19 protein-coding genes are annotated in these 24,236 nt (G+C 43.5%); all 19 read left to right on the forward strand.

Annotation, left to right across the window (positions count from 1 at the left end; translation table 11 throughout):
• The gene (locus tag D5281_RS01400) at window positions 1–1,842 is read left to right on the forward strand and encodes a hypothetical protein (protein WP_160558347.1); all 1,842 of its coding nucleotides are present in this window, start codon (window positions 1–3) and stop codon (window positions 1,840–1,842) included.
• A gap of 51 nt (window positions 1,843–1,893) precedes the next feature.
• Window positions 1,894–3,024, forward strand: a complete 1,131-nt coding sequence (gene rffA / locus D5281_RS01405) for a dTDP-4-amino-4,6-dideoxygalactose transaminase (protein ID WP_160558348.1) — start codon at window positions 1,894–1,896, stop codon at window positions 3,022–3,024.
• Window positions 3,014–4,837 carry a hypothetical protein gene (locus D5281_RS01410; protein WP_160558349.1) on the forward strand — a complete coding sequence of 608 codons (1,824 nt, stop codon included), beginning with the start codon at window positions 3,014–3,016 and terminating at the stop codon, window positions 4,835–4,837. Before rffA ends, D5281_RS01410 begins: the two co-directional genes overlap by 11 nt.
• A gap of 35 nt (window positions 4,838–4,872) precedes the next feature.
• Window positions 4,873–5,418: a GNAT family N-acetyltransferase gene (locus tag D5281_RS01415; protein ID WP_160558350.1), complete on the forward strand. Its 546-nt coding sequence runs from the start codon at window positions 4,873–4,875 to the stop codon at window positions 5,416–5,418.
• Window positions 5,419–5,495: 77 nt separating this feature from the next.
• Window positions 5,496–6,461 (forward strand): glycosyltransferase family 2 protein, encoded by a 966-nt coding sequence (locus tag D5281_RS01420; RefSeq protein ID WP_330584743.1) that lies wholly within the window; start codon window positions 5,496–5,498, stop codon window positions 6,459–6,461.
• Entirely contained in the window at window positions 6,436–8,286 is a 1,851-nt protein-coding gene (locus D5281_RS01425) for a DUF6020 family protein (protein WP_160558351.1), read from the forward strand. The genes D5281_RS01420 and D5281_RS01425 overlap by 26 nt, the downstream gene beginning before the upstream one ends.
• A 174-nt stretch (window positions 8,287–8,460) precedes the next feature.
• Window positions 8,461–10,974, forward strand: a complete 2,514-nt coding sequence (locus D5281_RS01430) for a hypothetical protein (RefSeq protein WP_160558352.1) — start codon at window positions 8,461–8,463, stop codon at window positions 10,972–10,974.
• Between the two features lie 42 nt (window positions 10,975–11,016).
• Entirely contained in the window at window positions 11,017–12,912 is a 1,896-nt protein-coding gene (locus tag D5281_RS01435; protein WP_160558353.1) for a polysaccharide biosynthesis protein, read from the forward strand.
• Between the two features lie 92 nt (window positions 12,913–13,004).
• Complete coding sequence (locus D5281_RS01440; protein ID WP_160558354.1) at window positions 13,005–14,156, forward strand: aminotransferase class I/II-fold pyridoxal phosphate-dependent enzyme; 1,152 nt, start codon at window positions 13,005–13,007, stop codon at window positions 14,154–14,156.
• 9 nt (window positions 14,157–14,165) lie between these two features.
• The gene (locus D5281_RS01445) at window positions 14,166–14,789 is read left to right on the forward strand and encodes a sugar transferase (protein WP_160558355.1); all 624 of its coding nucleotides are present in this window, start codon (window positions 14,166–14,168) and stop codon (window positions 14,787–14,789) included.
• 20 nt (window positions 14,790–14,809) lie between these two features.
• A complete protein-coding gene (locus D5281_RS01450; RefSeq protein WP_160558356.1) occupies window positions 14,810–15,802 on the forward strand; it encodes an ATP-grasp domain-containing protein in 993 nt (330 codons plus the stop codon).
• Window positions 15,803–15,853: 51 nt separating this feature from the next.
• Window positions 15,854–16,960: a glycosyltransferase family 4 protein gene (locus D5281_RS01455; protein WP_160558357.1), complete on the forward strand. Its 1,107-nt coding sequence runs from the start codon at window positions 15,854–15,856 to the stop codon at window positions 16,958–16,960.
• A 105-nt stretch (window positions 16,961–17,065) separates the two neighbouring features.
• Entirely contained in the window at window positions 17,066–18,379 is a 1,314-nt protein-coding gene (locus D5281_RS01460) for a nucleotide sugar dehydrogenase (RefSeq protein ID WP_160558358.1), read from the forward strand.
• A 97-nt stretch (window positions 18,380–18,476) separates the two neighbouring features.
• Window positions 18,477–18,623 (forward strand): class I SAM-dependent methyltransferase, encoded by a 147-nt coding sequence (locus D5281_RS01465; protein WP_160558359.1) that lies wholly within the window; start codon window positions 18,477–18,479, stop codon window positions 18,621–18,623.
• A gap of 271 nt (window positions 18,624–18,894) precedes the next feature.
• Entirely contained in the window at window positions 18,895–19,869 is a 975-nt protein-coding gene (locus D5281_RS01470) for an SDR family oxidoreductase (protein WP_160558360.1), read from the forward strand.
• Window positions 19,870–19,915: 46 nt separating this feature from the next.
• Window positions 19,916–20,692, forward strand: a complete 777-nt coding sequence (locus D5281_RS01475; RefSeq protein ID WP_160558361.1) for a DUF2334 domain-containing protein — start codon at window positions 19,916–19,918, stop codon at window positions 20,690–20,692.
• A gap of 47 nt (window positions 20,693–20,739) precedes the next feature.
• Complete coding sequence (locus tag D5281_RS01480; protein ID WP_160558362.1) at window positions 20,740–21,894, forward strand: glycosyltransferase family 1 protein; 1,155 nt, start codon at window positions 20,740–20,742, stop codon at window positions 21,892–21,894.
• The gene (locus D5281_RS01485; protein WP_160558363.1) at window positions 21,891–23,087 is read left to right on the forward strand and encodes a glycosyltransferase; all 1,197 of its coding nucleotides are present in this window, start codon (window positions 21,891–21,893) and stop codon (window positions 23,085–23,087) included. The genes D5281_RS01480 and D5281_RS01485 overlap by 4 nt, the downstream gene beginning before the upstream one ends.
• Window positions 23,088–23,132: 45 nt before the next feature.
• Window positions 23,133–24,233, forward strand: a complete 1,101-nt coding sequence (locus D5281_RS01490) for a glycosyltransferase (RefSeq protein ID WP_160558364.1) — start codon at window positions 23,133–23,135, stop codon at window positions 24,231–24,233.
• Window positions 24,234–24,236: the final 3 nt, after the last annotated feature.

Here is a 24,236-nt window from a genome sequence, read left to right on the forward strand (position 1 = left end):
ATGAAGGACGACAAAAAGGGAAGGTCTTTGGCGGCTGTATTAGAAAAAGAAGAATTACAGACGTTATGGAGTATTTTGGAGGATGTAATCTTTCCGCTGCTTTTATTGTTGTTTCCACTGCTTAAAATGAACCAGGGGATTGATTTGACGGATACCGGTTACAGCCTTGGCAATTATCGTTTTTTTGGGCAGGTAAGCGGAGTGTGGACATTGCTTACATTCCTTTCGAATGTATTGGGATTTTTCTTTACGAAACTGCCTATGGGGGGGACTATGCTGGGAGTGAAGCTGTACTGTTCGCTTCTTATAAGTGTGGCAGCTTTGCTTGGCTATCGCTTTTTTAAAACAAAAATGCCCAGCTCCATTGCCTTTTTGGGAGAGATGGCTGCAATTGGCTTTTGCTGGTGCCCTGCGGTGATTTTGTATAATTATCTTACATATCTGTTGTTCTTATTGGGAGCGATTTTGCTGTTTCGGGGGCTGGCGGGATGCAGACCGGCTTGTCTGGTGGCAGCAGGCATGGTGCTGGGAGTAAACGGAATGGTGCGTTTCCCGAATAATATTTTGGAAAGCGCGCTTATTTTGGCAGTCTGGTATTATGGAGCTTTGAAGAAAAAAAGCTTGAAACGGATTGCAAGGGAAACCGGGCTGTGTGTTGTGGGATTTCTTGCTGCTTTTCTGGTTTTGGTGGGCGTGATTTGTGGGGTTTATGGCGGAAATGCATTTGGAACCATGGTAAATGGTGTTTTCGGCATGGCGAAGGGTGCCTCCGATTATACTTTAGGGGAGATGGTGCTGGCTATTTTGGATGCCTATTTTCATGGGTTCCGCTGGATGCTTTATATGATTTTATGCATATTGCCGGGGATTCCGTTTCTTGTAATCAGGAAAGAGTATTTAGCAGGAGTCAGGAAGGTGGTTTATTGTATCTGTATTCCTGTACTGTTTTTTGTCCTTGGGAAATGGGGCATGTTTAATTTTAAATATTATCAGAAAGAAGCGGCATTGCAGTGGGGAGTAGTTTTTTTGCTGGTGGCAATTGGCGTTACGATTTGGATGCTGTATACAAAAATGTTAGATGACGAGTGGCGCCTGATTGGCTGTATTGCGCTGATTGTTATTTTGATTACACCTCTTGGAAGCAATAATCATATTTGGCCGGTACTGAATAATTTGTTTTTTATTGTGCCGGTGGTTTTTTGGATGGGTTACCGGTTTGCAAGGTGGGGAAGGATTTATTTAGATACCACCGGAAAGGTACCGCTTTTCCCTGTAAAAGCTATGATATCCGGTATACTGGCGGCTTTTTTCGTGCAGGCGATAGGAATTGGCTCCTTTTATGTTTTTCTGGATGGTGAGACAGGGCAGGAGAGGAACTATAAGGTGGCAGGAAATTCGGTGCTTAAGGGAATGTATACAAATGAAATGAATGCGGAGACCTTAGAGGAGATTTCTGCTTTTATGACGGAAAATCGATCGGAGTATGAAGGGAAAAAGCTGATCCTGTACGGGAATATTCCAGGACTTGCCTATTACCTTGATATGGCGCCAGCTATTTATACAACATGGGCTGATTTAAATACCAGCTCGCTTTCACAACTTCAAGAGGAACTGACAGAAATGTCATATTTAAATGAGGCTGTGGGAGAGGATCGTCCGCTTGTGATTCTCACACCTAAGCTGTCAGCGTATTTGGCTGGGAATCAGGAAGCTATGGCATTTTGGGGAACGGATGTGGAGGCTTGTGACGGAGATGAGAAGCTGAAGGCTATATGGAATTTTATGGAAGGGAATCATTATGTGGAGACCTTTTCTAATGAAGCATTTACAGTTTATGAATAAATAGGAGCTCGGTGCCGCAGGCAAAGCTTGCGAAATGCAGGAGGTATGAATATGATTCGATTTAATGTACCCCCTTATACAGGAGGGGAAATGGAAAATATGAAAAAGGCCGTGGAGAGTATGCATATCTGCGGGGATGGTGAATTTACCAGAAAATGCAGTGTATTTTTAGAGGATGTTACCGGAACATCTAAATGCCTGCTCACTACCTCCTGCACCCATGCGCTTGAGATGGCGGCGCTTTTGTGTGACATCAAGGAAGGGGATGAAGTGATTCTCCCTTCTTATACCTTTGTCTCAACGGCGGATGCTTTTGTATTGCGGGGAGCAAAGGCAGTGTTTGTGGATATCAGGCCGGATACTATGAATATTGACGAGACTTTGATTGAAGCGGCCATCACGGAAAAGACCAGGGCGATTGCTGTGGTGCATTATGCGGGAATCAGCTGTGAAATGGATGTGATTATGGACATTGCCAGACGTCATAATCTTATGGTGGTGGAGGATGCTGCCCAGGCAATTATGTGTACCTACAAGGGAAAGCAGCTGGGTACCATTGGAGATTTCGGATGCTATAGTTTTCATGAGACAAAGAATTTCAGTATGGGCGAGGGAGGCGCACTTCTGATACGGGAACCGGAGTATATTGAAAAGGCAGAAATACTGAGAGAAAAAGGAACGGACAGAAGCAAATATTATAGGGGACAGGTGGACAAGTACAGGTGGCAGAATTTCGGTTCATCTTATCTGCCCAGTGATATCAATGCGGCTTATTTGTATACACAATTTGAGGTGGCGGATGCAATTAATGAGGCGCGCATCGCAAGGTGGAACCAGTACTATGAGCTCCTAATGCCTTTGGCAGAGGCAGGGAAAATAGAGCTTCCTATAGTACCGGAGGGATGCGGACACAACGGGCATATGTTTTATATTAAGACGAAAGATATGGAGGAGCGCTCCGGTTTGATTGATTTTATGAAGGCAAAGGATGTTTTGACAGTCTTCCACTATATACCATTGCATTCCGCGCCTGCCGGGCTTAAGTTTGGGAGATTTCATGGGGAGGATCGTTATACCACCAGGGAGAGTGAGAGACTGCTAAGGCTTCCCATGTTTTACCAGCTGAAGAAGGAGCAGACGGAGTATATTGCAGGCTGTGTGAAGGAATTTTATGGAGCTTAAAAATCAGTTAAGGAAATATGAAAACCGCATAATTGCTTTAGCGGCACTGTGCATTTTGGGTATATTTGCAGGATGCAGATTTGATTATTTTTATGATTTGAATGATGATGTGCTGATGAAGGATATTTTGGCAGGAGTCTATACAGGTACGCCGGAGGGGCATAATATACAGATGCTGTGGATGATCAGTGCCTTTATCAGTCTGTTTTACAGGCTTGCAGGGAGGCTTCCCTGGTATGGGATTTTTTTGTGTGCTTGCCATTATGGTTGTTTCTATTTGATTTTAAAAAGGAGTTTGGCCTTTTGTAAAACCTGGTGGGGAAAGCTGGCTGTGGCGTTTACGGAAGGATTGCTTTTTGGGGGAGTATTTTTAGAGCATTTGATTTTTGCGCAGTATACGGTAACCTGCACGTTTCTTGGGGGGACGGCGGCATTTCTATTTTTTACCACAGACATCAGGCTCTCTGGCAGGGAATTTGTAAGGAAAAATATTCCTGCCGTTTTGCTGGTATCAGTGGCTTATTTGATTCGTTCGGAGATGCTGCTGCTGGTGCTTCCCATGATTTGTGTGGCGGGCACTGCAAAATGGGGAAGCGAAGATAAGATTTTCACAAAGGAGCATGCTTTTAAATATTTTACCGTGATTGGACTTATTTTGGGCGGCATTCTGATGGGGCAGGTTAGCCACATGATAGCCTACGGTTCAAAAGAATGGAGGGATTTTACAGAATTTTTTGATAACAGGACAGAGCTTTATGACTTTCAAAAACCGCCTGAATATGAAGAACATAAGGAATTTTATGAGAGCATCGGCCTTAGTGAAAGTGAAAAGGTCTTGCTTGATAATTATAATTTCGGCATGGACGAGGAGATTGACCATGTTATGGTGGGAGAGATTGCGGACTATGCTGGCAAAACGAAAAGCGCCAAAGAGCCTTTTGGGCCAAAGCTTATTTTGAAGCTAAAGGATTATACTTACCGTTTTAGCCATGGAGCCGGGGCTGTGGGCAGTGATTATCCATGGAATTATGTGGTGATACTGGGATATATGGCAGCTTTTTTTACAGCGATTCCCAAAAAAAGCAGGGGAGAGCAGGAGAAGAAGAATGGGAGCGCCTATATAAAAAATGCGTTTGGGGCAGCATGGAAGCTGATTTTTCTTTTTGGAGTGCGTACAGCGCTGTGGATGTATATCTTAATGGGGGACCGGGCGCCGGAGCGGATTACCCATTCTCTATATCTGATGGAGTTCTGCATTCTGGCTGCCATGATTTTTGTGCAATGGAGTGAAGTTGAAAGCGCAAAGGCAAAGCGCCTGGGAGGGATTCTGGCAGCAGGTTGTTTTGGATTGCTGGCGCTTATGACTTTTCCCGACAGTGTGGAGTCGGTTTCGTTAAGGCAGAGGGAGCGGGAAAAGGTAAATGCTCTTTATAGGGAACTTTATACATGTCTTTCCGAGGGTGAAAATAAGGAGAATTTCTATTTTATTGATGTATATTCTTCGGTTTCCGATGCCGGGATTCCTTATTCGGAAAAAATGTTCCGGGATGTGGATAATTCTTTGGATAACTATGACATTATGGGCGGCTGGGCCTGCAAGAGCCCTCTGCAGAGAAAAAAGCTGGCGCTTTTTGAGATAGAAAATATGGAAATGGCTCTTAAGGACAGGGAGGACGTTTATTTTGTCCGAAAAGCCAGTGAGGACATGGAGTGGATTTTTGAATATTACGAAGGCCATGGAACGCCCGTGGAGGCGCAGCTTGTGGAGCAGGTGGCCGGTGTCTTTGAAATATATGCTTTGCATGGAAAATAAGTGAATGAAAGGCATTAGGAAAGTGGGAGGAAGGTATGAAGGATAAAGGGGTGAAAAAGGATAGGCTGGAAGGGGAAACGATTTACCTGCGCTTGATGGGGGCGGAGGATACGGAGAATATTATCCGGTGGCGCAATACGGATTTCGTTCGCAGCAATTTCATTTATCAGAAGCCTTTTACCAGAGCGGGACATGAAAACTGGATGAAAAATATGATAGATACGGGTAAGGTGGTGCAGTTTATGATTTGCAGGAAGATGGATGGAAAGCCGGTGGGCAGCGTTTATCTGCGGGATATAGACAGAGACCATCATAAGGCGGAGTATGGCATATTTATCGGAGAGAAGGATGCCCTTGGAAAGGGATATGGAACTGAGGCCGCTAAAATGATGATAGAGTATGCCTTTTGGGAGGAAGGCCTTCACAAGCTTATGCTGCGGGTTTTGGCGGAAAATAAGCAGGCCAGAAGAAGCTATGAGAAGGCAGGCTTTGTTAAGGAGGCCTATCTGAAGGATGAAGTTTTTTTGGAGGGCCGTTATAAAGATGTGATTTATATGGCTGTGATAAATAAGAACAGTTAAAACTTTAAACAGGCTTTGCCTGTAAGATTTATTTATCTGAAGTATCGGATGAGAGGTGGAGACAGAGGAGGTTTGCCGTGAGAAAATTGGTCAGTTTTGTGATTCCATGTTATCGATCCGAGGCAACACTGCCGGGCGTAATTAAGGAAATCCAGGGAAAAATGAGTCAGATGGAAGAATATGACTATGAGGTGATTTTAGTCAATGACTGTTCTCCGGATGAAACCTTTGGTACGATTCAAAAGCTGTGTGTGGAAAATGACAATATTACGGGAATTGACCTTGCCAGAAATTTTGGACAGCATAGCGCTTTAATGGCAGGATTTCACTACACGAAAGGGGATATTGTTGTCTGCCTGGATGATGATGGCCAGACGCCTGCGGGCGAGGTGGACAAGCTCCTTGATGGAATTGAAAAAGGGGCGGATGTGGTTTATGCCAAATATATAAACAAACATCATTCCGGATTCCGAAATTGGGGGAGCCATGTGAATGAGGTGATGACCCGTGTGATGCTTGGCAAGCCAAAGGAACTGTATCTGTCCAGTTACTTTGCGGCGAGGCGGTTTGTGGTGGATGAGATGATGCGTTACGTGAATGCTTATCCTTATGTAATCGGATTGGTTTTACGCACCACAAAGAAGATCATCAATGTGGAGGTGAACCATAGAGACAGGCAGGCAGGAACCTCCGGGTATACATTAGGAAAATTATTAGGTTTGTGGTTTAATGGCTTTACAGCCTTTAGTGTGAAACCGCTGCGGATTTCCACTGTTTCGGGCGCGCTGTTTGCCGCAGTTGGCTTTTTATATGGGATTTATACGATTATTAAAAAAATTTTTATAAATCCTCCGGGACTGGTGACAGGGTTCAGCGCGTTAATGTCAGTGACCGTGTTTATAGGGGGAATGTTGATGCTGATGGTAGGACTGACAGGTGAGTATGTGGGACGAATGTACATTTCCATGAATAATTCTCCGCAGTTTGTGATACGGGAGATAACAGGAGCAGAGCTTAATGAAAAGCAGGCAGAAGAACGCTGAGAAATTAAATAGGTATCATATTTATAAATTTGGCGCTTTAAGGCGGATTTTGGCGGCTGCTTTGTCTTTTGCCGGTGTGAGCGCTTGGCCGTGGATACTTCATCGGGCGGAGAGCCTGGGGTATACCAACAGCATAGTATCTGTTTTTGTTTTTTTCGTTCTGTTTTATTTGGTGAATAAAGCGCTGGAAAAGGATTTTGGAGGAGAATGGACGGGATGGATTTATCCTGGCGTTTTTGGAATCGTTTTTTCTCTTTGCATGGTGTTTGGAAGGCAGCTGGATTTATGGGGCAGCGTTCCCTTTACGAATGGCCGGATGTGGGGTGGCATTGGTATATTAGCGGTTCTTTTTTCTTTACTGACGCGTTACTGTTGGGACAAGCTTGGGAGTGTGAAAGCGCCATGGAGAAGCAGCGCATTAGGCAGCATATCCGTAGCCGGGCAGCAGGAACAAAGGAAGGAAAAAGGTTATGGCAGTTTTTTTGCCAGAGCAGGGGCGATACTGCTTTTCTACATTCCTGTTTTCTTAGCGGTTTATCCCGGCTTTTTTGTGTATGATGCGCAGGATGAACTTTTGCAGGTGGTGATGCGGAGCTTTTCGACCCACCATCCTCTTTTGCATGTGCTTGCGTTGGGAGGAATCATTCAGCTGGTTTATAAAGTGACAGGTTCCTATAATCTGGGGATTGCCTGCTATACAGTGGTGCAAATGGCCAGCATGGCTGGTATTTTTGCGTGGTGCATAGGAAAAATGGAAAGCAGAGGGGCAGCTAAATGGGTAAGAGCAGTGATGATATTGTATTTTGGCCTGTGTCCGGTGCTTGTGATGTTTTCCCTTTGTTCCGCTAAGGATGGGCTTTTTACGGGAATGATGCTGATTCTGGTAGTTCTTTTGCAGGAGCTGTGTGCGGATGTAAATGAATTTTTTCGAAAGAAAGGCCAGGTTATCCTGTTTGGAATTACCTCTACCGGAATGATGCTGCTGCGGCATAATGGTTTTTATGGATTTCTGGTATTTACACCTGTATTGGTATTTTATTTAAGAAAAGAATGGAAAAAGGTTCTCCCTTGCCTTGTGGTGAGCATAGGGGCTTATGTATTGGTTAGCGCCGGGCTTGCAGCAGCGCTTGGCGCAGATGATTCAGAAAACCAGGAGATGCTTACGGTGCCGATTTCCCAGATGGCAAGGATTTGCGCGTATGAGGAAGTTCCTTTAAAGGAACAGGAAATTTTGTACAGATATCTGCCGAAAGAGGCTGTTGCCAGATATACCCCCAAGGTAACGGACGGAGTGAAGATAAGCTTTAACAATGAAGCCTACGAAGCTGACAAAAAAAGCTTTTGGAAACTGTGGGCCAAATGGGGGGCAGAACATCCCTTTGCTTATTTCAATGCGTGGTTTATGACTTCCTACGGATTTTGGTACCCGGACACGGTGATAGACACCTATCGTGGAAACACCGTATTTACCTACACTTATGAGGATAGTTCTTACTTCGGCTATGAGGTAGAAGAACCGGGCGTAAGAGAGAGCAAATTCCCGTGGCTCAATGAGATATACCGAAAAATGTCTCTGGAAATTGCCCAGCAGAGAATCCCGGTAATATCCATGCTGTTTTCTCCCGGGTTTTTGTTCTTAGTCTGGTGTTTTTTCTTAGGCTTTCTGTGCTATGGAAAAAGATGGAGCATGGTACTTCCATTTGTACTGCCGGGCCTTTGCTGGCTCACAGTGCTTTTGGGACCGGCTTGTTTGGTTAGATATGTGGTTTTTTTGTGGGCATTATTACCAGTGGTGCTTTTGTCATCTTTAGGGGATAGGGAATAAACAGTCCGGGAAGACAAACCTGCTAGAAGAATCGCTAAAGTGTGGTGTGAAAGTTTGATAATTGGAAATATCTGTGATATACTTACCCATGCATGAAAATTTTGTAAGTAAATTCAAACTCTTTATGGGTGGCAGAACCGCAGGCTTAGTTTGCGGTATGCGGAGGGTATAAAGATGAAGAAAATTGTATATAAAAGTAAAGCAATTCAAACCGTAATATTAATGATAATGGCACTCCTTTTGATATCCTTATGGCCTCTTAGAATCTGGCATGAGACGGTAAGCACGGTAGTGATGCCGCAAGGAGAAATTATCTCTGAGGCAGTTGATGAGGAAAAAACCATCCTGCAGGAAATAATTGCCCAGTACAATCACATGGATACCATAGATGTGTATTTAGATGAGAACAGCCATGGAGAAACCTTTTTCCTGCGGATTTTGGACGAGCAGTGGCAGGTGATATGTGAGGAGGAGACAGTAATTGAGCCGGAGCATCTGCCAGGATACCAGAAAGTTATCATTGACGTTGATATGGAAGTGGGCAAGCCTTATTTTGTAATCCTGCAGGGGGATGACTCGGAGATTTTCAGCGGATGGGGGCCTGTGTCCTTGGAGGAAATGCCTTACATGGGAACGTTATATTATGCAGATTCCACCCAGGAAGGCATGAGTCTTATGGCCAATTATAATTATCGTATGCCTCTTAGAAAGACTTGGGTGTTTGGCCTTGGCGCTCTGATTGTAGGAATTGCCGCTTTATCTGTATTGGGGGTCCGGCTTTGGTATAAGAAAAAAGAGGACAAGCTGACTACAGTAGAAAAGGTTTTTAAGGGGGTTATGAACCCGATTGTGGCGGTGGGTGCCCTTATTTGTATTGGGGCTGTACTTACCGGGTTTTTCGGAAAGTATTTGCTGGATAATACGGTATATTTTGTCAGTGTGGTTTTACTTGCACTTATCTTATTTTATGGCATTAACCATGACAGAGTGGGGCAGCAGGCGATTTTTACATTGGACTACCTGAAAAGTCATTTTGGGGATCTGGTTCAGTCTGTGGCAATTGCCGGAGCGGTTGCCGGATGCTGCGAGTATATGAGCGGATTGTATGATATTCATCATACAGTGGCGGAGCGCAAGGAGATGCTTTGGTTTTCACTGGCGGTCATTGCCATGTTTAAGTGGAAAGAAATTGTAAATATTTATAATCTGATTTATCTGGCGGCAGCCGGGCTTTATGGGTATCATTATTATCAAACAAACTTAACGGAGGAAATGGACGAGCTTGCGGTGCAGGCCCTTAAATATACGGTTCTGATTGGAATACTGTTAGGTTTCATTTTAATCCGGACGGCGATTGGGCTGTGCAAAAGGAAGCTTGCAAGGCTGTCCTATGTATATGCGGCTTTTGTGGCAGTCTTTTTTGCCCTTATTATTATTTTCAGAAATGGCAGATGGTGGGGCGTTGCGCTTGTGGTGGCCTTTGGCCTGTTTTATTTAAACTATGGCATGTGGGAACACAAGGAGAGGATATTTGTAAATATTGCAAGAGGAATAGTGATTCAGTTTATATGGTCTACGGGCTTTGCTCTGCTGCATCGACCCTATGTTACCTACAGGAATGCAAGATATACCCATATTTTCCACACAGTGACAATTACAGCTTCTTATCTGACCATAGTTGAGTGTGCGGCAATGGTTATTTTGCTTGCAAAGCTTAAGAAAAGCCGGGAATTAAGAGACTGCTGGAAAGAATTGGTGCTTTTTGGAGTGGTTTCTTCTTATATGCTTTTTACGATGTCCAGAACAGCCTTTTTTGCAGTAGGAATTACTGTTTTATTCGCAGTTGGTATAATGGCAGGTGGTAGAAAGCTTCAACTACTTAAAAATTATGGAAAGAACATGGGAATGCTGATATTGGCCGTGTTGGTGTGCCTGCCGGTGACGTTTACGGCGCAGAGGAATATACCTGGGCTTATCAGTGAACCGTTTCTTTATGAGATAGAATATTCCATGTACTGCCCGCAGGAGGTTATGCGGGGCAGAAGACTTGCAACCATAAACTATATGCGGGTTGGCCGTTTTATAGATGTATTTGCAGATAAAATTTTTGGTATACCAGAGGGAACTTTGGACCCTTATGGAGAACTGAAGCAGGCGGAATATGAAAGGGCTCATAAGAATAGCGCCAAGGCGGATACATCTTATGGAACGGAAAAAAGGATTGTGATTCCGGGTATTGTGGATAGCAGTAAGTTAGTGGCTTCGGCAGATTATATACCGGAGGATGTGCCGGAGGAAGCCTTAAGGGATGATGATTATACCAACGGCAGATTGGATATTTTCAAATCTTATCTGGAGCAGCTCAATATGATAGGGCACGAGGAGATGGGGGCAATTTTAAAGAGTGGGGAGAATGCAACCCATGCTCACAACATCTACCTGCAGGTGGCCTACGATCATGGCATACCAGTGGGAATCTTTTTTGTGCTGTTAGGAGCTGCCACTTTTATGAGAAGCTGTTTGTATTATCGGAGGGAAAAGGACAAAATAACTTATGCATCATTCCCTGCGGTGGTAAGTGTGGCAGTAGCAGTGGCGGGGATGGTGGAATGGATTTTCCATTTAAGCAATCCTTGCGGGTTGGTACTGATGCTGGCGATTACGCCCCTTGTATTCCAGGAGAACTGAAATTAAGATTTGTGGGCTGCTTTAAGTATGGGGATTAGAGTGATGAGTAAAGAAAAGAAAAGAACCCCTTTTAATGTTAAAATATTTTACAGAAGGACCTGTCTGATTATTTATGATGTAATTAGTGTTATTTTGGCTAGTTATTTGGCTCTTTTGATGCGTTATAATTTTAATATGTCAGAAATACCGGAGCATTTTTTAAATCCTGTCAGCAGGTTTTTGCCGGTGAATATCATAATTACCCTTTTTGTCTTATATCTGTTTCGAATGTACAGCAGCCTTTGGGCCTTTGCAGGGGAGACGGAGCTTCAGAATCTGGTTATGGCCAGTGTTGTATCTTCCGCAGCCCAGGCGGTGGGGATTCAGTTTTTTAAAGTGCCAGGGCAGCAGGCTGTTCCCAGCAGCTATTATTTTCTGTACGTTTTTTTGCTGATTAGTTTTATTTTTGGAAGCCGTTTTTCCTATCGGTTTTTCAGAAGTCTTAAGCACAAGCAGCAGAATAAAAATAATAGTATTTCCGTTATGGTGATTGGAGCGGGGGAAGCCGCCAATCTGATTATCAAGGAGATTGTGAACAGCAATTTTTCCACCATGGTCATCCGCTGTATTATTGATGATGATAAAGGAAAATGGGGAAAATTTATTCAAGGTATCAAGGTGGCAGGGGGAAGAAATAAGATTGTTGAGTGCGCGGACATTTATGGTATTGATGAAATCATCATAGCCATGCCCTCCATTTCCAGGGAGGAGATGTCTGCTATTTTGGATATTTGTAAGGAAACAAGCTGTAAGCTCCGTTCCCTCCCCGGAATGTATCAGTTGGTGAACGGGGAAGTCAGCGTCAGCAAACTGCGGGATGTGGAGGTTGAGGACCTTTTGGGAAGGGAGCCCATTGAGGTTGACTTAGACTCTATTCTTGGCTATGTAAAAGGGAAAAAAGTGCTGATAACAGGCGGCGGCGGTTCTATTGGAAGCGAGCTTTGCAGACAGATTGCCTCCCATCATCCGGCTAAGCTCATTATTCTTGATATTTATGAAAACAATGTCTATGATGTGCAGCAGGAGCTTTTGGCTAAGTATCCTGACCTTTCTTTAACCGTACTGATTGCATCTGTCCGCAATACGAACCGTATGAACTGGATTTTTGAGCATTATAAACCGGACATTGTCTATCATGCGGCGGCCCATAAGCATGTGCCATTGATGGAAGGAAGCCCGAATGAGGCGGTAAAAAATAATGTATTTGGAACCTGGAAAACGGCCCAGGCGGCTGCCATGAATGATGTAAAGCGTTTTGTAATGATTTCCACGGACAAAGCGGTAAATCCTACCAATATTATGGGAGCCAGCAAGAGAATCTGCGAGATGATTATTCAGACCTTTAACAAGCACTACGACACGGAATTTGTGGCAGTGCGTTTTGGGAATGTGCTTGGAAGCAATGGCAGCGTCATTCCATTGTTTAAAAAGCAGATTATGGCGGGAGGGCCGGTGACGGTCACCCATCCTGATATCATACGGTACTTTATGACCATACCTGAGGCGGTATCGCTGGTGTTACAGGCAGGAGCTTATGCCAAGGGTGGGGAGATTTTCGTGCTGGATATGGGAAGACCTGTAAAGATTTTGGATCTGGCCAGGAATTTAATCCGGTTATCCGGTTATCGTGTGGATGAGGATATAAAAATTGAGTTTACCGGCCTTCGCCCCGGTGAAAAGCTGTATGAGGAGCTTTTGATGGAGGAGGAGGGAATGACGGGAACCAAAAATAAACTGATTTATATTGGGAAACCTATTGATATAAATGAAATGGAATTTTTTGTTCAGCTGAAAAATTTAAAAGAAGCGTCCGTCAATGAAAACAGCGATATCCGGCCGCTTATTAAGGAGATTGTGCCCACTTATAATTACGAAGAACAGAGCGAGAAGACCTTCTGATGTTGGCAGCAATGGCGGCTTTGTGAAGATGTTCTATGGTATTGGGGCTAACTGTTCTTACACCAGAGGAATTTTTAGAAAGGAGCAGGAAAATGACAGGGAAAAAAATATATTTGTCTTCCCCCACTATGCATGGGGAGGAGCAGGAATTTATTAAGGAGGCCTTTGATACAAATTGGGTGGCGCCCCTTGGCCCTAATGTGAATGCATTTGAGAAGGAGATTGCGGATTATGTGGGAATTTCTCATGCATCAGCTTTAAGCGCAGGGACGGCAGCGATTCATCTGGCTCTTAAGGTTTTGGGAATTTCTCAGGGGGATCTTGTATTTGTTCCAACCCTGACCTTTAGCGCGACCTGTAATCCGGTGGTATACGAAAAGGCAGTGCCTGTGTTTATCGATTCGGAGAAAGACACCTGGAATATGGACCCGGATGCTTTGCGGAGGGCTTTTGAGAAGTATCCTAATGTAAAAGCCGTGATTGTGGTTCATTTATACGGAACACCGGCGAAACTTTATGAAATTATGGAAATCTGCAGGGAGCACAATGTTCCGCTGATTGAGGATGCGGCAGAGTCTCTTGGCAGTACTTATAAAGGAAAGCATACGGGAACCTTTGGAGATATTGGCATCTATTCTTTCAATGGAAATAAAATTATCACCACATCCGGAGGGGGAATGATGGTGTCGGAGAAAGAGGAGTTTACAAAGAAGGCTACTTTTTTGGCTACCCAGGCCAGAGATCCGGCAAGACACTATCAGCATTCTAATATTGGGTATAATTATAGAATGAGTAATATTGTGGCGGGAGTGGGCAGAGGGCAGCTTTTGCACTTAGAGGAGCACAAGGACCGGAAAAAGGCTATTTACAGGCAGTATAAGGAGGCTTTTGCGGATATACCTGAAATTACCTTAAATCCTTTAAATGAGGATGGGGATGCCAATTGTTGGCTTACCTGTATGACCATATCTCCTGCGTGCGGCGTTACACCCAATCAGATAATGGACGCGCTGGATGAGTGGAATATAGAATCCCGCCCCATCTGGAAACCTATGCATTTGCAGCCGGTATTTGCCAAGTGCGATTTTATCGCTGCTGAGGGGAATGGTTGTAAGGAAGGTGTGCGGGAAAGCGCTGCAGAGGATATTTTTAACAGGGGACTCTGCCTGCCAAGCGATATTAAAAATACACCGGAGGATATGGAACTGATTATAAAGATTGTAAGGAAGCATTTTGACAGATAAGGGGTAGATATGTACGAAAGGTATATAAAGAGACTGCTTGATATGATAATTTCACTGTGTGGGATACTTGTACTTTCACCTGTTTATATTATCCTTGCTATTTTAGTCAGAAAAAAGCTGGGAAGTCCGGTTTTGTTTACCCAGGAAAGACCGGGAAAGAATGAAAAAATATTTAAGCTGTATAAGTTTCGCTCTATGACGGATGCAAGGGATGGGCAGGGGAATCTGCTGCCGGATGAGGAAAGGCTTCCAGAGTTTGGAAAAAAACTGCGTGCCACCAGTTTAGACGAGCTCCCGGAGCTGTTCAATATTTTAAAAGGGGAAATGAGTATCATTGGGCCAAGGCCTCTTTTGGTAAAATACTTATCTCTTTACAATGATTTTCAAAAGCAAAGACATGACGTAAGGCCAGGACTTACAGGACTGGCGCAGATCAATGGGCGAAACGCGATTACATGGGAAAAGAAATTTGAGTATGATGTGGAATATGTCAATCAGATTTCCTTTGGGCTGGACTTGAAAATTTTTTTCAGCACGGTTAAGGCAGTGTTAAAAAGAGAGGGAATTAGCAGTGAAACGGACGCTACCATGGAAGCCTTTCAGGGAACACCGCCGAAAGAAGGGATAGAGTGAACGCAGGGAGGCTAAGAAGGATGCATATACTATTTTGCAGTGTGGGAAGAAGATGTGAATTATTAAAGGATTTCAGGAAAACGCTGGGTAGAGATGCAAAGATTGTGGTTACGGACAATAGTGAGGTGGCTCCTGCCATGGCTTTCGCCAACAGAGCTTATCAGGTTCCGCTGATTACCGACCCTGGTTATATTCCCATGATTTTAGATATTTGTAAAAAAGAAGAAATTCATGCGGTAACTACCCTGATTGATCCTGAAATTGCCCTGCTTGCGGAGCACAGGGAGGAGTTTGAGGCTTTGGGTGTTGTGGTTTTGGCGCCTTACACGGAAACGGCAAAGCTCTGCTTTAATAAGTATGAAATGTATCAATTTTTGATACGGCATGGAATTCATACGATAAAAACTTATGGAACCTATGAAGAATTTTTAACCGCTTATGAAAAGGGAGAGATTCTTTTGCCTGTATTTGTAAAGCCCAGGATGGGAAGCGGCAGTGTGGGTGCCAGAAAGATAGAAACCCTTGCATTGTTAAAGCAGGTGACGGATGCAGATGAAAGCCTGATGATTCAGGAGCTTATGACAGGGGAGGACTTGGACGCTGACGTTTATGTGGATACTGTAAGCCATAAGCCGGTAGCTATCTTTTCAAAACGTAAGCTTTCCACCACAATTGGAGGAGCCAATAAGACGATATCTTTTAAGGATGAGAGATTATTTGATTTTGTAAAAGAAGTATTGGGGACTATGGAGTTTAACGGGCCGCTAGATATGGATTTCTTTTATCAGGACGGGAAATATTATCTCTCAGAAATTAACCCAAGGTTTGGAGGTGCGTATCTTCATGCCTATGGAGCCGGAGTGGATTTTATTAAACTGATTCAGGAAAATGTTAAGGGAAATACAAATCCGGAGCAGATTGGCGATTATGAGGAAGACGTGGTGATGATGATGTACGACAGCGTTGTCATCCGCAAAAAGAAAGAGATAGAAGCTGCTATTGTCAGCTTATGATGGCATGAGGCGGAGTGTAAAATCGCAAGGAATTTTACATGGAGGGCTGTTATGAAGATTTTGATTCTGAGCAATTATGCAAATGGATTGTATCTTTTCAGAAAAGAGGTTTTGCAGGCCTTTACAGATAAGGGGTATGAGACAGTCATCTCAGTGCCTTCTGATGAAAATTGCAGGAAGCTTGAAGATATGGGATTTCAGGTGATCCCTACGGAATTTGAGCGTAGGGGCAGTAACCCTGTCCATGACTTTAAGCTTTTTGTCAAATATACAAAGCTTTTGAGGCAGCAGAAGCCGGATGTGGTGTTGACTTATACCATAAAGCCCAACCTTTACGGTGGGCTGGCGTGCAGGATAAAGAGGGTACCATACCTTGTAAACATTACCGGACTTGGTACAGCGGTGGAAAAGCAGGGATTGCTGGGAAAGGCATTAATTGCTTTTTATAGAGTTGCAGTAAAAAAGGCAGCCTGTGTTTTCTTTCAAAATGAAGGGAATCAGCAGTTTATGCTTACACATGGTGTGGGAAAAGAAAGGAGCAGGCTTTTGCCAGGATCCGGTGTGAATTTGCAGGAGCACCCTTACGTAAGCTATCCGTCCGAGGATAAGGGAATTATATTTTTGGCGGTTTTGCGTATGATGAAGGATAAGGGAATTGAAGAATATTTGACTGCGGCAGAGCAGATTGCAGGAGAGTTTCAGGAAAGCCGTTTTTATCTTGTAGGGGAATATGAGGAAGAAAGCCGGAAGACCTATGAGCCATGGATCCAAAGGCTTTCAGAGGAAGGGAAGCTTAAGTACTTTGGACATATCGATGATGTGCCAAAGGTTATGGCGCAGAGTCATGTGATTGTCCATCCTTCTTATCATGAGGGGCTTTCGAATGTACTGCTTGAGGCGGCGGCCTGTGGAAGACCAGTGCTTGCAAGTGATGTGCCGGGGTGTCGTGAGACATTGCAAAGTGGATTAAGCGGGCTTACTTTTCCGGCCAGAGATACGGAAGGACTTGTGAGAGCTATTAAGACTATTTTAAGCTATACAAAATCCGACCGCCAGGAGATGGGGCTGCGGGGGCGGGAATATGTGGAGCATGTGTTTGACCGCCGGAAGGTTATTTCCATCTATTTAGAAGAAATTGCAAAACAGATTAACAAGTAATTTAGTGATGTGGTATAATGTACGCGAAGATAATGAGCAGTGCCGCGAAGCAATGTGGGAAACCGAACGTTTTCAGAATGTGCACTGCGACTATGGAGGTTTGGGATGAATTTATATGAAGATATTGTGAGTGGGAAAGAAAAATTGTCGCTGGTTGGACTTGGATATGTGGGAATGCCGATTGCAGTAGCTTTTGCACGGAAGGTTAAGGTGATAGGCTTTGATTTAAATGAAAAAAAGATTGATTTATACAAAAATGGGGTGGATCCTACCAATGAAGTAGGAAATGATGTCATTAAGGAAACAAAGGTGGCGTTTACAGCTGATCCCAAAAGGCTTCGGGAGGCTAAGTTCCATATCGTGGCAGTTCCCACGCCGGTGAACAGCGACCATACGCCGGATCTTACGCCGGTTGAGGGGGCCAGCCGTATTTTAGGGCAGAATTTGACAAAGGGGTCTGTGGTTGTGTTTGAATCAACTGTGTATCCGGGGGTTACAGAGGATATTTGTGTGCCTATTTTGGAAAAGGAATCAGGCCTTAAATGTGGTGTGGATTTTAAAATTGGATATTCGCCGGAGCGAATCAATCCTGGAGATAAGGTGCACCGTCTGGAAACCATTGTTAAGATTGTATCCGGTATGGATGAGGAAACTTTAGATACGGTGGCGAAGGTTTATGAGTTGGTGGTGGAGGCCGGTGTATATCGGGCACAGTCTATCAAGGTGGCAGAGGCCGCTAAGGTGATTGAGAACAGCCAGAGAGATATTAACATAGCCTTTATGAATGAGTTGTCCATCATTTTTAATAAGATGGGGATTGATACGAAATCGGTGTTAGAAGCAGCAGGAACCAAATGGAATTTCCTGAAATTTTATCCTGGCTTGGTGGGAGGCCACTGTATCGGTGTGGATCCTTATTACCTGACCTACAAGGCGGAGGAACTTGGATATCATTCCCAGATTATTTTGTCAGGCCGGCGCATCAATGATGATATGGGAAAATATGTGGCAGAGTCTTTGGTGAAAAACCTGATAAAAGCAGATATTCATGTAAAAGGGGCTAAGGTTGCCATTCTTGGATTCACCTTTAAGGAAAATTGCCCGGATACCAGAAATACCAAGGTAATTGATATTTATAGAGAGCTTGAGGAATATAAAATTACACCTATGGTGGTGGAGCCGGCGGCAGACGCAAAAGAAGCAAAACAGCTTTATGGAATCACGTTCGAGACCATGGACGCCATAAAGGACATGGATGCGATAATCATAGCGGTTGCTCATAAAGAGTTTACCTTTTTAAAGGAAAAAGATTTTGCAGGATTCTTTAAAGCAGGACAAAAGAAGGTGTTGCTGGATATCAAGGGCTTACGCGATCGCAAGGAGATGGAAGATAAGGGCTATCTATATTGGCGGTTATAGAGGATGAAACATGAAAATTTTTCGAAAGATAAAAGAAGCTGGATTTTTAAAAACAGCATAATATATTAATTTTCATAATGAACAAAAGGGATATGTGGTGGATATAGGGTGCGGGCTTGGAGAACTTTTGCGGCATATTACAGCCAATAAAAAAGTGGGAATGGATATGTGTGAAGATGTTATTTTGGCAGCTCGTGAGTTAGATGATGGGATGGCCACATATAAGGTAGGCAGTTTCGATTAAGTAATAGAAAAGGATATTGATTATCTGGTAACATTAGACTTTATGCATGGTGGAACAGAGGATACTTGGGTACGGCCTTATCATGTTATCGCGGAAAAAGCAATATATTACATTTTATAGTAGATACTGTTCCTGACAGTGAAACGAGCCATTTTTTAGATTGGAGTAAGATTCTGCCGAATCATTACAGGCAGATTGAAAAGATGGGACCATTTTTGAGAGGAAGATATATAGAGGTTTGGAAGAAACAATAATGGGAGAAGAATAGAAAATGGGATATCGAGAGTTAAAGTTTGATAAAAATTCTATGTTTCTGGTGACAGGCGGAGCAGGATTTATAGGCTCAAACCTATGTGAAGCCATTTTAAACATGGGATATAGAGTCAGATGCCTGGACAATTTATCAACGGGAAAGTATGAAAACATTGAGAAGTTAACCTTAAATCCTGATTTTGTTTTTATTAAAGGAGACATCAGGGAGTTAGATACATGCATGGATGCCTGCAGGGACGTGGATTTTGTTTTAAATCAGGCAGCATGGGGGAGCGTCCCCAGAAGTATCGAGATGCCACTTCTCTATGAGGAAATTAATATACGCGGCACACTCAATATGATGGAGGCTGCAAGACAAAACAGCGTGAAAAAATTCGTCTATGCATCCAGCTCCTCCGTATATGGAGATCATCCGATCCTTCCGAAGCAGGAAGGGCGGGAAGGAAAGCTTCTTTCTCCGTACGCTCTAACCAAACGGGTGGATGAGGAATACGGAAGACTTTATAAAGTGTTGTATGGACTGGACACTTATGGCATGAGGTATTTTAATGTGTTTGGCAGGCGGCAGGACCCGAATGGTATGTATGCCGCAGTGATTCCTAAGTTTATCAAGCAGCTTATGGACGGACAAGTGCCTACAATCCATGGCGATGGTAAGCAGTCCAGGGATTTTACTTACATTGATAATGTAATTGAGGCGAATTTAAAAGCTTGTTTGGCTCCTTCAGAGGCAGCAGGCGAAGCATACAATATTGGAGCAGGGGGTAGGGAATATTTGATAGACGTTTATCATGACCTTTGCAAGGCGCTAGGTAAGGACGTGGAACCGGCGTTTGGGCCCAGCAGGCCCGGAGATATCAGAGATTCCAATGCAGACATCAGCAAGGCAAGGAAGATGCTTGGATATGACCCTGAATATGATTTTGAAAAAGGGATAAATCTTGCCATCAACTGGTACAAAGAAAATTTGTAAGATTTACCTTTTTCATATAAGATAAGGTTTTTTGGAAGGAGACTATATGAAAATAGCGGTAAGGCTGGATGACATAACATCCGATATGGATTGGAAGCGTTTTTTAAAGTTCAAAGAGCTTCTGGATCGGTATCAGGTGAAGCCGCTGATAGGGGTTGTTCCAAAGAACAGAGACGAAAATCTGAAAAAGGATGAAAAAGAAAATGAATGCAGGCCGGCGGATTTCTGGGAATATGTGAAAGAGCTGGAAAAAGAAGGCTGGGTAATTGCCATGCATGGGCTTTACCACATTTACACCACCAATAAAGGTGGTCTGTTTCCCCTTAACAATTTTTCTGAATTTGCAGGGGTTCCATTGGAAAAGCAAAAAGAAATGCTGACAGAAGGGAAAAGGATTTTGAGAGAAAAAGGAATTGAGACAGATCTTTTTATGGCACCTGCTCATTCTTATGATATTTGTACCTTAAAAGCGTTACAGGAGACCGGTTTTACGGCATTGACAGATGGATTTGGGGAAAGACCCTACTATTTTAAGGGGCTAAAATTTTATCCGATTTCCTTTCGGCTTAGCAGTACATTGAGAAAGATGGAAGGGTATTCAACCATGGTGGTTCATACGGGAACCGTCAAAGAAGATGATTTGAAGCGGTATGAAAGCTATTTTGAGCGAAAAGATACGCAGTGGATTTCTTATAGAGAATATTTAGCGCAGCCTGCGGTGAAGCAAAGTATTCCAGGCAGGTGGAAAGAGTTTATTATGGCAAAAGGAAAATATTGGATGGTAAAGGCAAGCACGCAAAAGCAGACAATTGCGAAAGAATAAGCTGCGCGAATATTCTGACAATAGTCATAAAGGCAAAAGGAGAAGAAATGGCGCAACCAATTCGGATACTTCATGTGCTCGGAAATACACAACTTGGCGGTGCGGAAAGCCGCATTATGGACTTATACCGTCATATAGACAAAAATAAATTTCAATTTGATTTTTTGGTTCATACGGAAGCGGAGGGACATTTTGATAAAGAGATTGTAAAGCTGGGAGGGCGGATATTTCGCGTTCCCCGTTTTCGGCTATATAACTATTTTTCCTACCGGAGTGCCATGAAGGAGTTCTTCAGGGTTCATAAGGATTTTAAAGCGGTGCAGGGACATATGACCAGTACAGCGGCGATTTATCTGCCCATAGCAAAGCAGGCAGGGATTCCGATTACCATTGCCCATGCCAGAAGCGCCGGGGTAGATAAGGGCGCTAAGGGTAAGCTGACCAGATGGATGCGGCGGAATCTTTCCAAAAAGGCGGACTATCTTTTTACCTGTTCAAAGCTGGCAGGAATTTCCGTTTTCGGGGAGCAGGCGGTGAGGGAGGGAAAGACAATTTTCGTTCCCAATGCCATTGACTGTCAACTGTTTGCTTACGATGAGGGAAAGCGAAGGGAAAAACGAAAGGAGCTTGGGATTGAAGACAAATACGTGATTGGTCACGTGGGCAGGTTCCATTATGCTAAAAATCATGAATATTTGTTACAAATCTTTGCTAAGCTTTGTAAGAAAGAAAAATTAAATGAAGATTTAAATGGAAACTTAGCTAAAAAAAAGAGCTTTGTTTTACTGCTGTTGGGCGAAGGAAGCGGGATGGCCGATGCTAAGGCTCTGGCGAAGGAGCTGGGAATAGAAGATAAGGTATACTTTCTTGGAAACCACAGTAATATTTATGACTATTACCAGGCTATGGATTATTTTGTTTACCCTTCCCGGTTTGAGGGACTGCCGGGAACCATGGTGGAAGCCCAAACCTCCGGCCTTAGATGTGTGATGTCGGATACAATCTGTGAGGAAGTGATAGCAACGGATTTGGTGCACACTATGGATATACAGGCAAAGGCGGCGCTTTGGGCTAAGTACATCCAAAATACGGCGGATTATGAGAGAAAAAGCTATGTGGAGGAGATGCAAAAAGCGGGATTTGATGTAAAGGAACAAGCTGATCGGATGATGCGATTTTATGAAACAGGTATTTTGAGATGAAAAAGAAATTAATGCTAATATCCCCTATGCTTCATCAGGGTGGTTTTGAACGGGTGTGTATCACTACTGCGCGATTGATGGAACCGTATTTCGATGTGACAATCGTCATATTTAATTCGGCGAACATTGCTTATAATATAGAGGGTTTAAATATCATTGACATTCAGATGGGGGCAAAAAAGGGAAAAGTTAAAAAGATATTTAACATGATAAGGCGTTCCGCAAAGGTTAGGAAGCTTAAGAAAAGAATGAAGCCTGATATTGCTTATAGCTTTGGCCCTACTGCGAATATGGTCAATGCCTTTTCGAAAACAGGACGGGAAAAAGTATGGCTTGGACTCAGAAATTACACAGATGTGGAAGAAACAATTAAAATCAAATTGTTTACCAGACTGGCCCATCTGATGATTTGCTGCTCTAAAACAATTGAGAAAGAACTCAATATTAAATTTGGATTTAATAGAACTGCTACACTTTATAATTTGTATGATGTACAGGCAATCAGGGAGGAAGCACAGGCAAAAGAGCCAAAGCTGCCTTGGGGGGATTATGACGATCAGGGGAGAAAAATCCGGTATATGGTATCCATGGGCAGGGATGACGATATGAAGGGTTTTTGGCATATGCTGAAGGTATTTTCGCTGGTTCATAAGCAAATACCGGAAAGTCGGCTTATTCTGATGGGAGCGGGAACCTTTGGCTATTATAAAAAACTGGCGGAGGATTTAAAAATATCGGATGTTATTTATTTTGCAGGTATGCAGCGGGAGCCTTATCAATATTTGAAAAAAGGAGAAATCTATTTGCTTACTTCTTTAAATGAAGGTTTTCCAAATGCGCTGGTGGAGGCAATGGCGTTGGGACTGGCGCCAGTTAGCGTGGATTGCCTTACCGGACCGGCAGAGATACTCCTTGAGGATGGAGACACTACTTTGTTCGAAAAGCAGATACGGGAAGGAAAAAAGCCGGTTATTTATGGGGCGTATGGTATTTTAGTTCCGGTTATGAATAGGGACAGAGATTTGGATGCCAGTCATATACTGGAAGAAGAAAAACATATGGCGGAGCTTGTACTGGATTTACTTAAAGATGATGAAAAACTTAAGAAGTATCAAGAGGCAGCGTTAAACCGAGCGCAAATCTTCACTTACGAGAATTATATCGAACAATTTTTAAAATTAACGTTGGTGTAGCCGTTCCTTTTAGAGAGTAGGCAGTAAAGGGCTTGGAGGATTAACATGCGGAAGGTTTTATTTCATTTAAATTGTTTTGAACAAGGCGGGGCAGAGCGGGTGGTATCTAACCTGGCTAATCAGCTTGTGAAAGATGATTATGAGGTAATTGCTGCTACCGAGTGGCAGGGTGAGGTTGAATTTAAGCTGGACCAACGGGTGAGAAGGATTCATGTCGGATTACGGAAAGAGGATGAAAGAAAAGGCCGCCTTCCTAAAATTTGGCTGCGGTTTCATTACTTGCGGGCGCTTATGAAAAAAGAAAGGCCTGATGTGGTAATCTCCTTTACCAGAAGACCAAATTATCGGGCGCTTATTTCCGCATTGGGCACAGGGATTCCTGTGATTACGGCGGTCAGACAGGATCCGAAATCCTATTATAATTCCTTAGCGGACAAAATTTTAATTCCTCTTTTATATCCAAGGGCAGCAGGCTGTGTGTTCCAGACAAGGGAACAGGGAGAATCCTTTCCGGCCTCTTTGCGTAAAAGGTCAAGGATTATTTTAAACCCTGTCAATCACAAATATATAGGCGTGCCTAAACCCGAGGTGAGGGAAAAGCTGGTGGTGCAGTCAGGAAGGCTGGTTGACTTTAAGAATCAGCTGATGCTTCTGAAAGCCTTTTTGAAAGTACATGAAAAACATCCCGACTATATCCTGAAAATATATGGAGGCGATTCTTTTGATGGTACTAAGGAAAAGCTGGAAAAATTTATTAAGGAGTATAAGGCGGAGGATTACATGCTGTTAGCAGGGGCAAGCGATGATTTAGAAAAGCAGCTTCCCAAAGGGGCTGTGTATGCCTTTTCCTCTGATTACGAGGGTATGCCGAATGCGCTGTTAGAGGCAATGGCTTTGGGAATGCCTGTGGTGGCTACAGACTGCCCTTGCGGCGGCCCCAAAACCGTTATCAAACATGAGGAAAACGGGCTCCTGATACCGGTTGGAGATGAAAAAGCGCTGACAGACAGTATCAACAGATTAATAGAAGACCAGGAATTAGCAGAGCGCCTGGGCGATAATGCGCGTAAAATTAGCGATAGAGTGAATGAGGCTGCAATTTTGGAACAGTGGAAAGAATATATAGAAGCAACGGTAAAGGAATAACTT

This window comes from Parablautia muri (genome assembly GCF_009917485.1).
Classification (GTDB): Bacteria; Bacillota; Clostridia; order Lachnospirales; family Lachnospiraceae; genus Suilimivivens; species Suilimivivens muri.

What these genes read in the sequence shown, in the direction of transcription:
- D5281_RS01400 (WP_160558347.1), top strand. Translation starts at nt 1, where the DNA reads ATGAAGGACGACAAAAAGGGAAGGTCTTTGGCGGCTGTATTAGAAAAA.
- rffA (WP_160558348.1), top strand. Translation starts at nt 1,894, where the DNA reads ATGATTCGATTTAATGTACCCCCTTATACAGGAGGGGAAATGGAAAAT.
- D5281_RS01410 (WP_160558349.1), top strand. Translation starts at nt 3,014, where the DNA reads ATGGAGCTTAAAAATCAGTTAAGGAAATATGAAAACCGCATAATTGCT.
- D5281_RS01415 (WP_160558350.1), top strand. Translation starts at nt 4,873, where the DNA reads ATGAAGGATAAAGGGGTGAAAAAGGATAGGCTGGAAGGGGAAACGATT.
- D5281_RS01425 (WP_160558351.1), top strand. Translation starts at nt 6,436, where the DNA reads ATGAAAAGCAGGCAGAAGAACGCTGAGAAATTAAATAGGTATCATATT.
- D5281_RS01430 (WP_160558352.1), top strand. Translation starts at nt 8,461, where the DNA reads ATGAAGAAAATTGTATATAAAAGTAAAGCAATTCAAACCGTAATATTA.
- D5281_RS01435 (WP_160558353.1), top strand. Translation starts at nt 11,017, where the DNA reads ATGAGTAAAGAAAAGAAAAGAACCCCTTTTAATGTTAAAATATTTTAC.
- D5281_RS01440 (WP_160558354.1), top strand. Translation starts at nt 13,005, where the DNA reads ATGACAGGGAAAAAAATATATTTGTCTTCCCCCACTATGCATGGGGAG.
- D5281_RS01445 (WP_160558355.1), top strand. Translation starts at nt 14,166, where the DNA reads ATGTACGAAAGGTATATAAAGAGACTGCTTGATATGATAATTTCACTG.
- D5281_RS01450 (WP_160558356.1), top strand. Translation starts at nt 14,810, where the DNA reads ATGCATATACTATTTTGCAGTGTGGGAAGAAGATGTGAATTATTAAAG.
- D5281_RS01455 (WP_160558357.1), top strand. Translation starts at nt 15,854, where the DNA reads ATGAAGATTTTGATTCTGAGCAATTATGCAAATGGATTGTATCTTTTC.
- D5281_RS01460 (WP_160558358.1), top strand. Translation starts at nt 17,066, where the DNA reads ATGAATTTATATGAAGATATTGTGAGTGGGAAAGAAAAATTGTCGCTG.
- D5281_RS01470 (WP_160558360.1), top strand. Translation starts at nt 18,895, where the DNA reads ATGGGATATCGAGAGTTAAAGTTTGATAAAAATTCTATGTTTCTGGTG.
- D5281_RS01475 (WP_160558361.1), top strand. Translation starts at nt 19,916, where the DNA reads ATGAAAATAGCGGTAAGGCTGGATGACATAACATCCGATATGGATTGG.
- D5281_RS01480 (WP_160558362.1), top strand. Translation starts at nt 20,740, where the DNA reads ATGGCGCAACCAATTCGGATACTTCATGTGCTCGGAAATACACAACTT.
- D5281_RS01485 (WP_160558363.1), top strand. Translation starts at nt 21,891, where the DNA reads ATGAAAAAGAAATTAATGCTAATATCCCCTATGCTTCATCAGGGTGGT.
- D5281_RS01490 (WP_160558364.1), top strand. Translation starts at nt 23,133, where the DNA reads ATGCGGAAGGTTTTATTTCATTTAAATTGTTTTGAACAAGGCGGGGCA.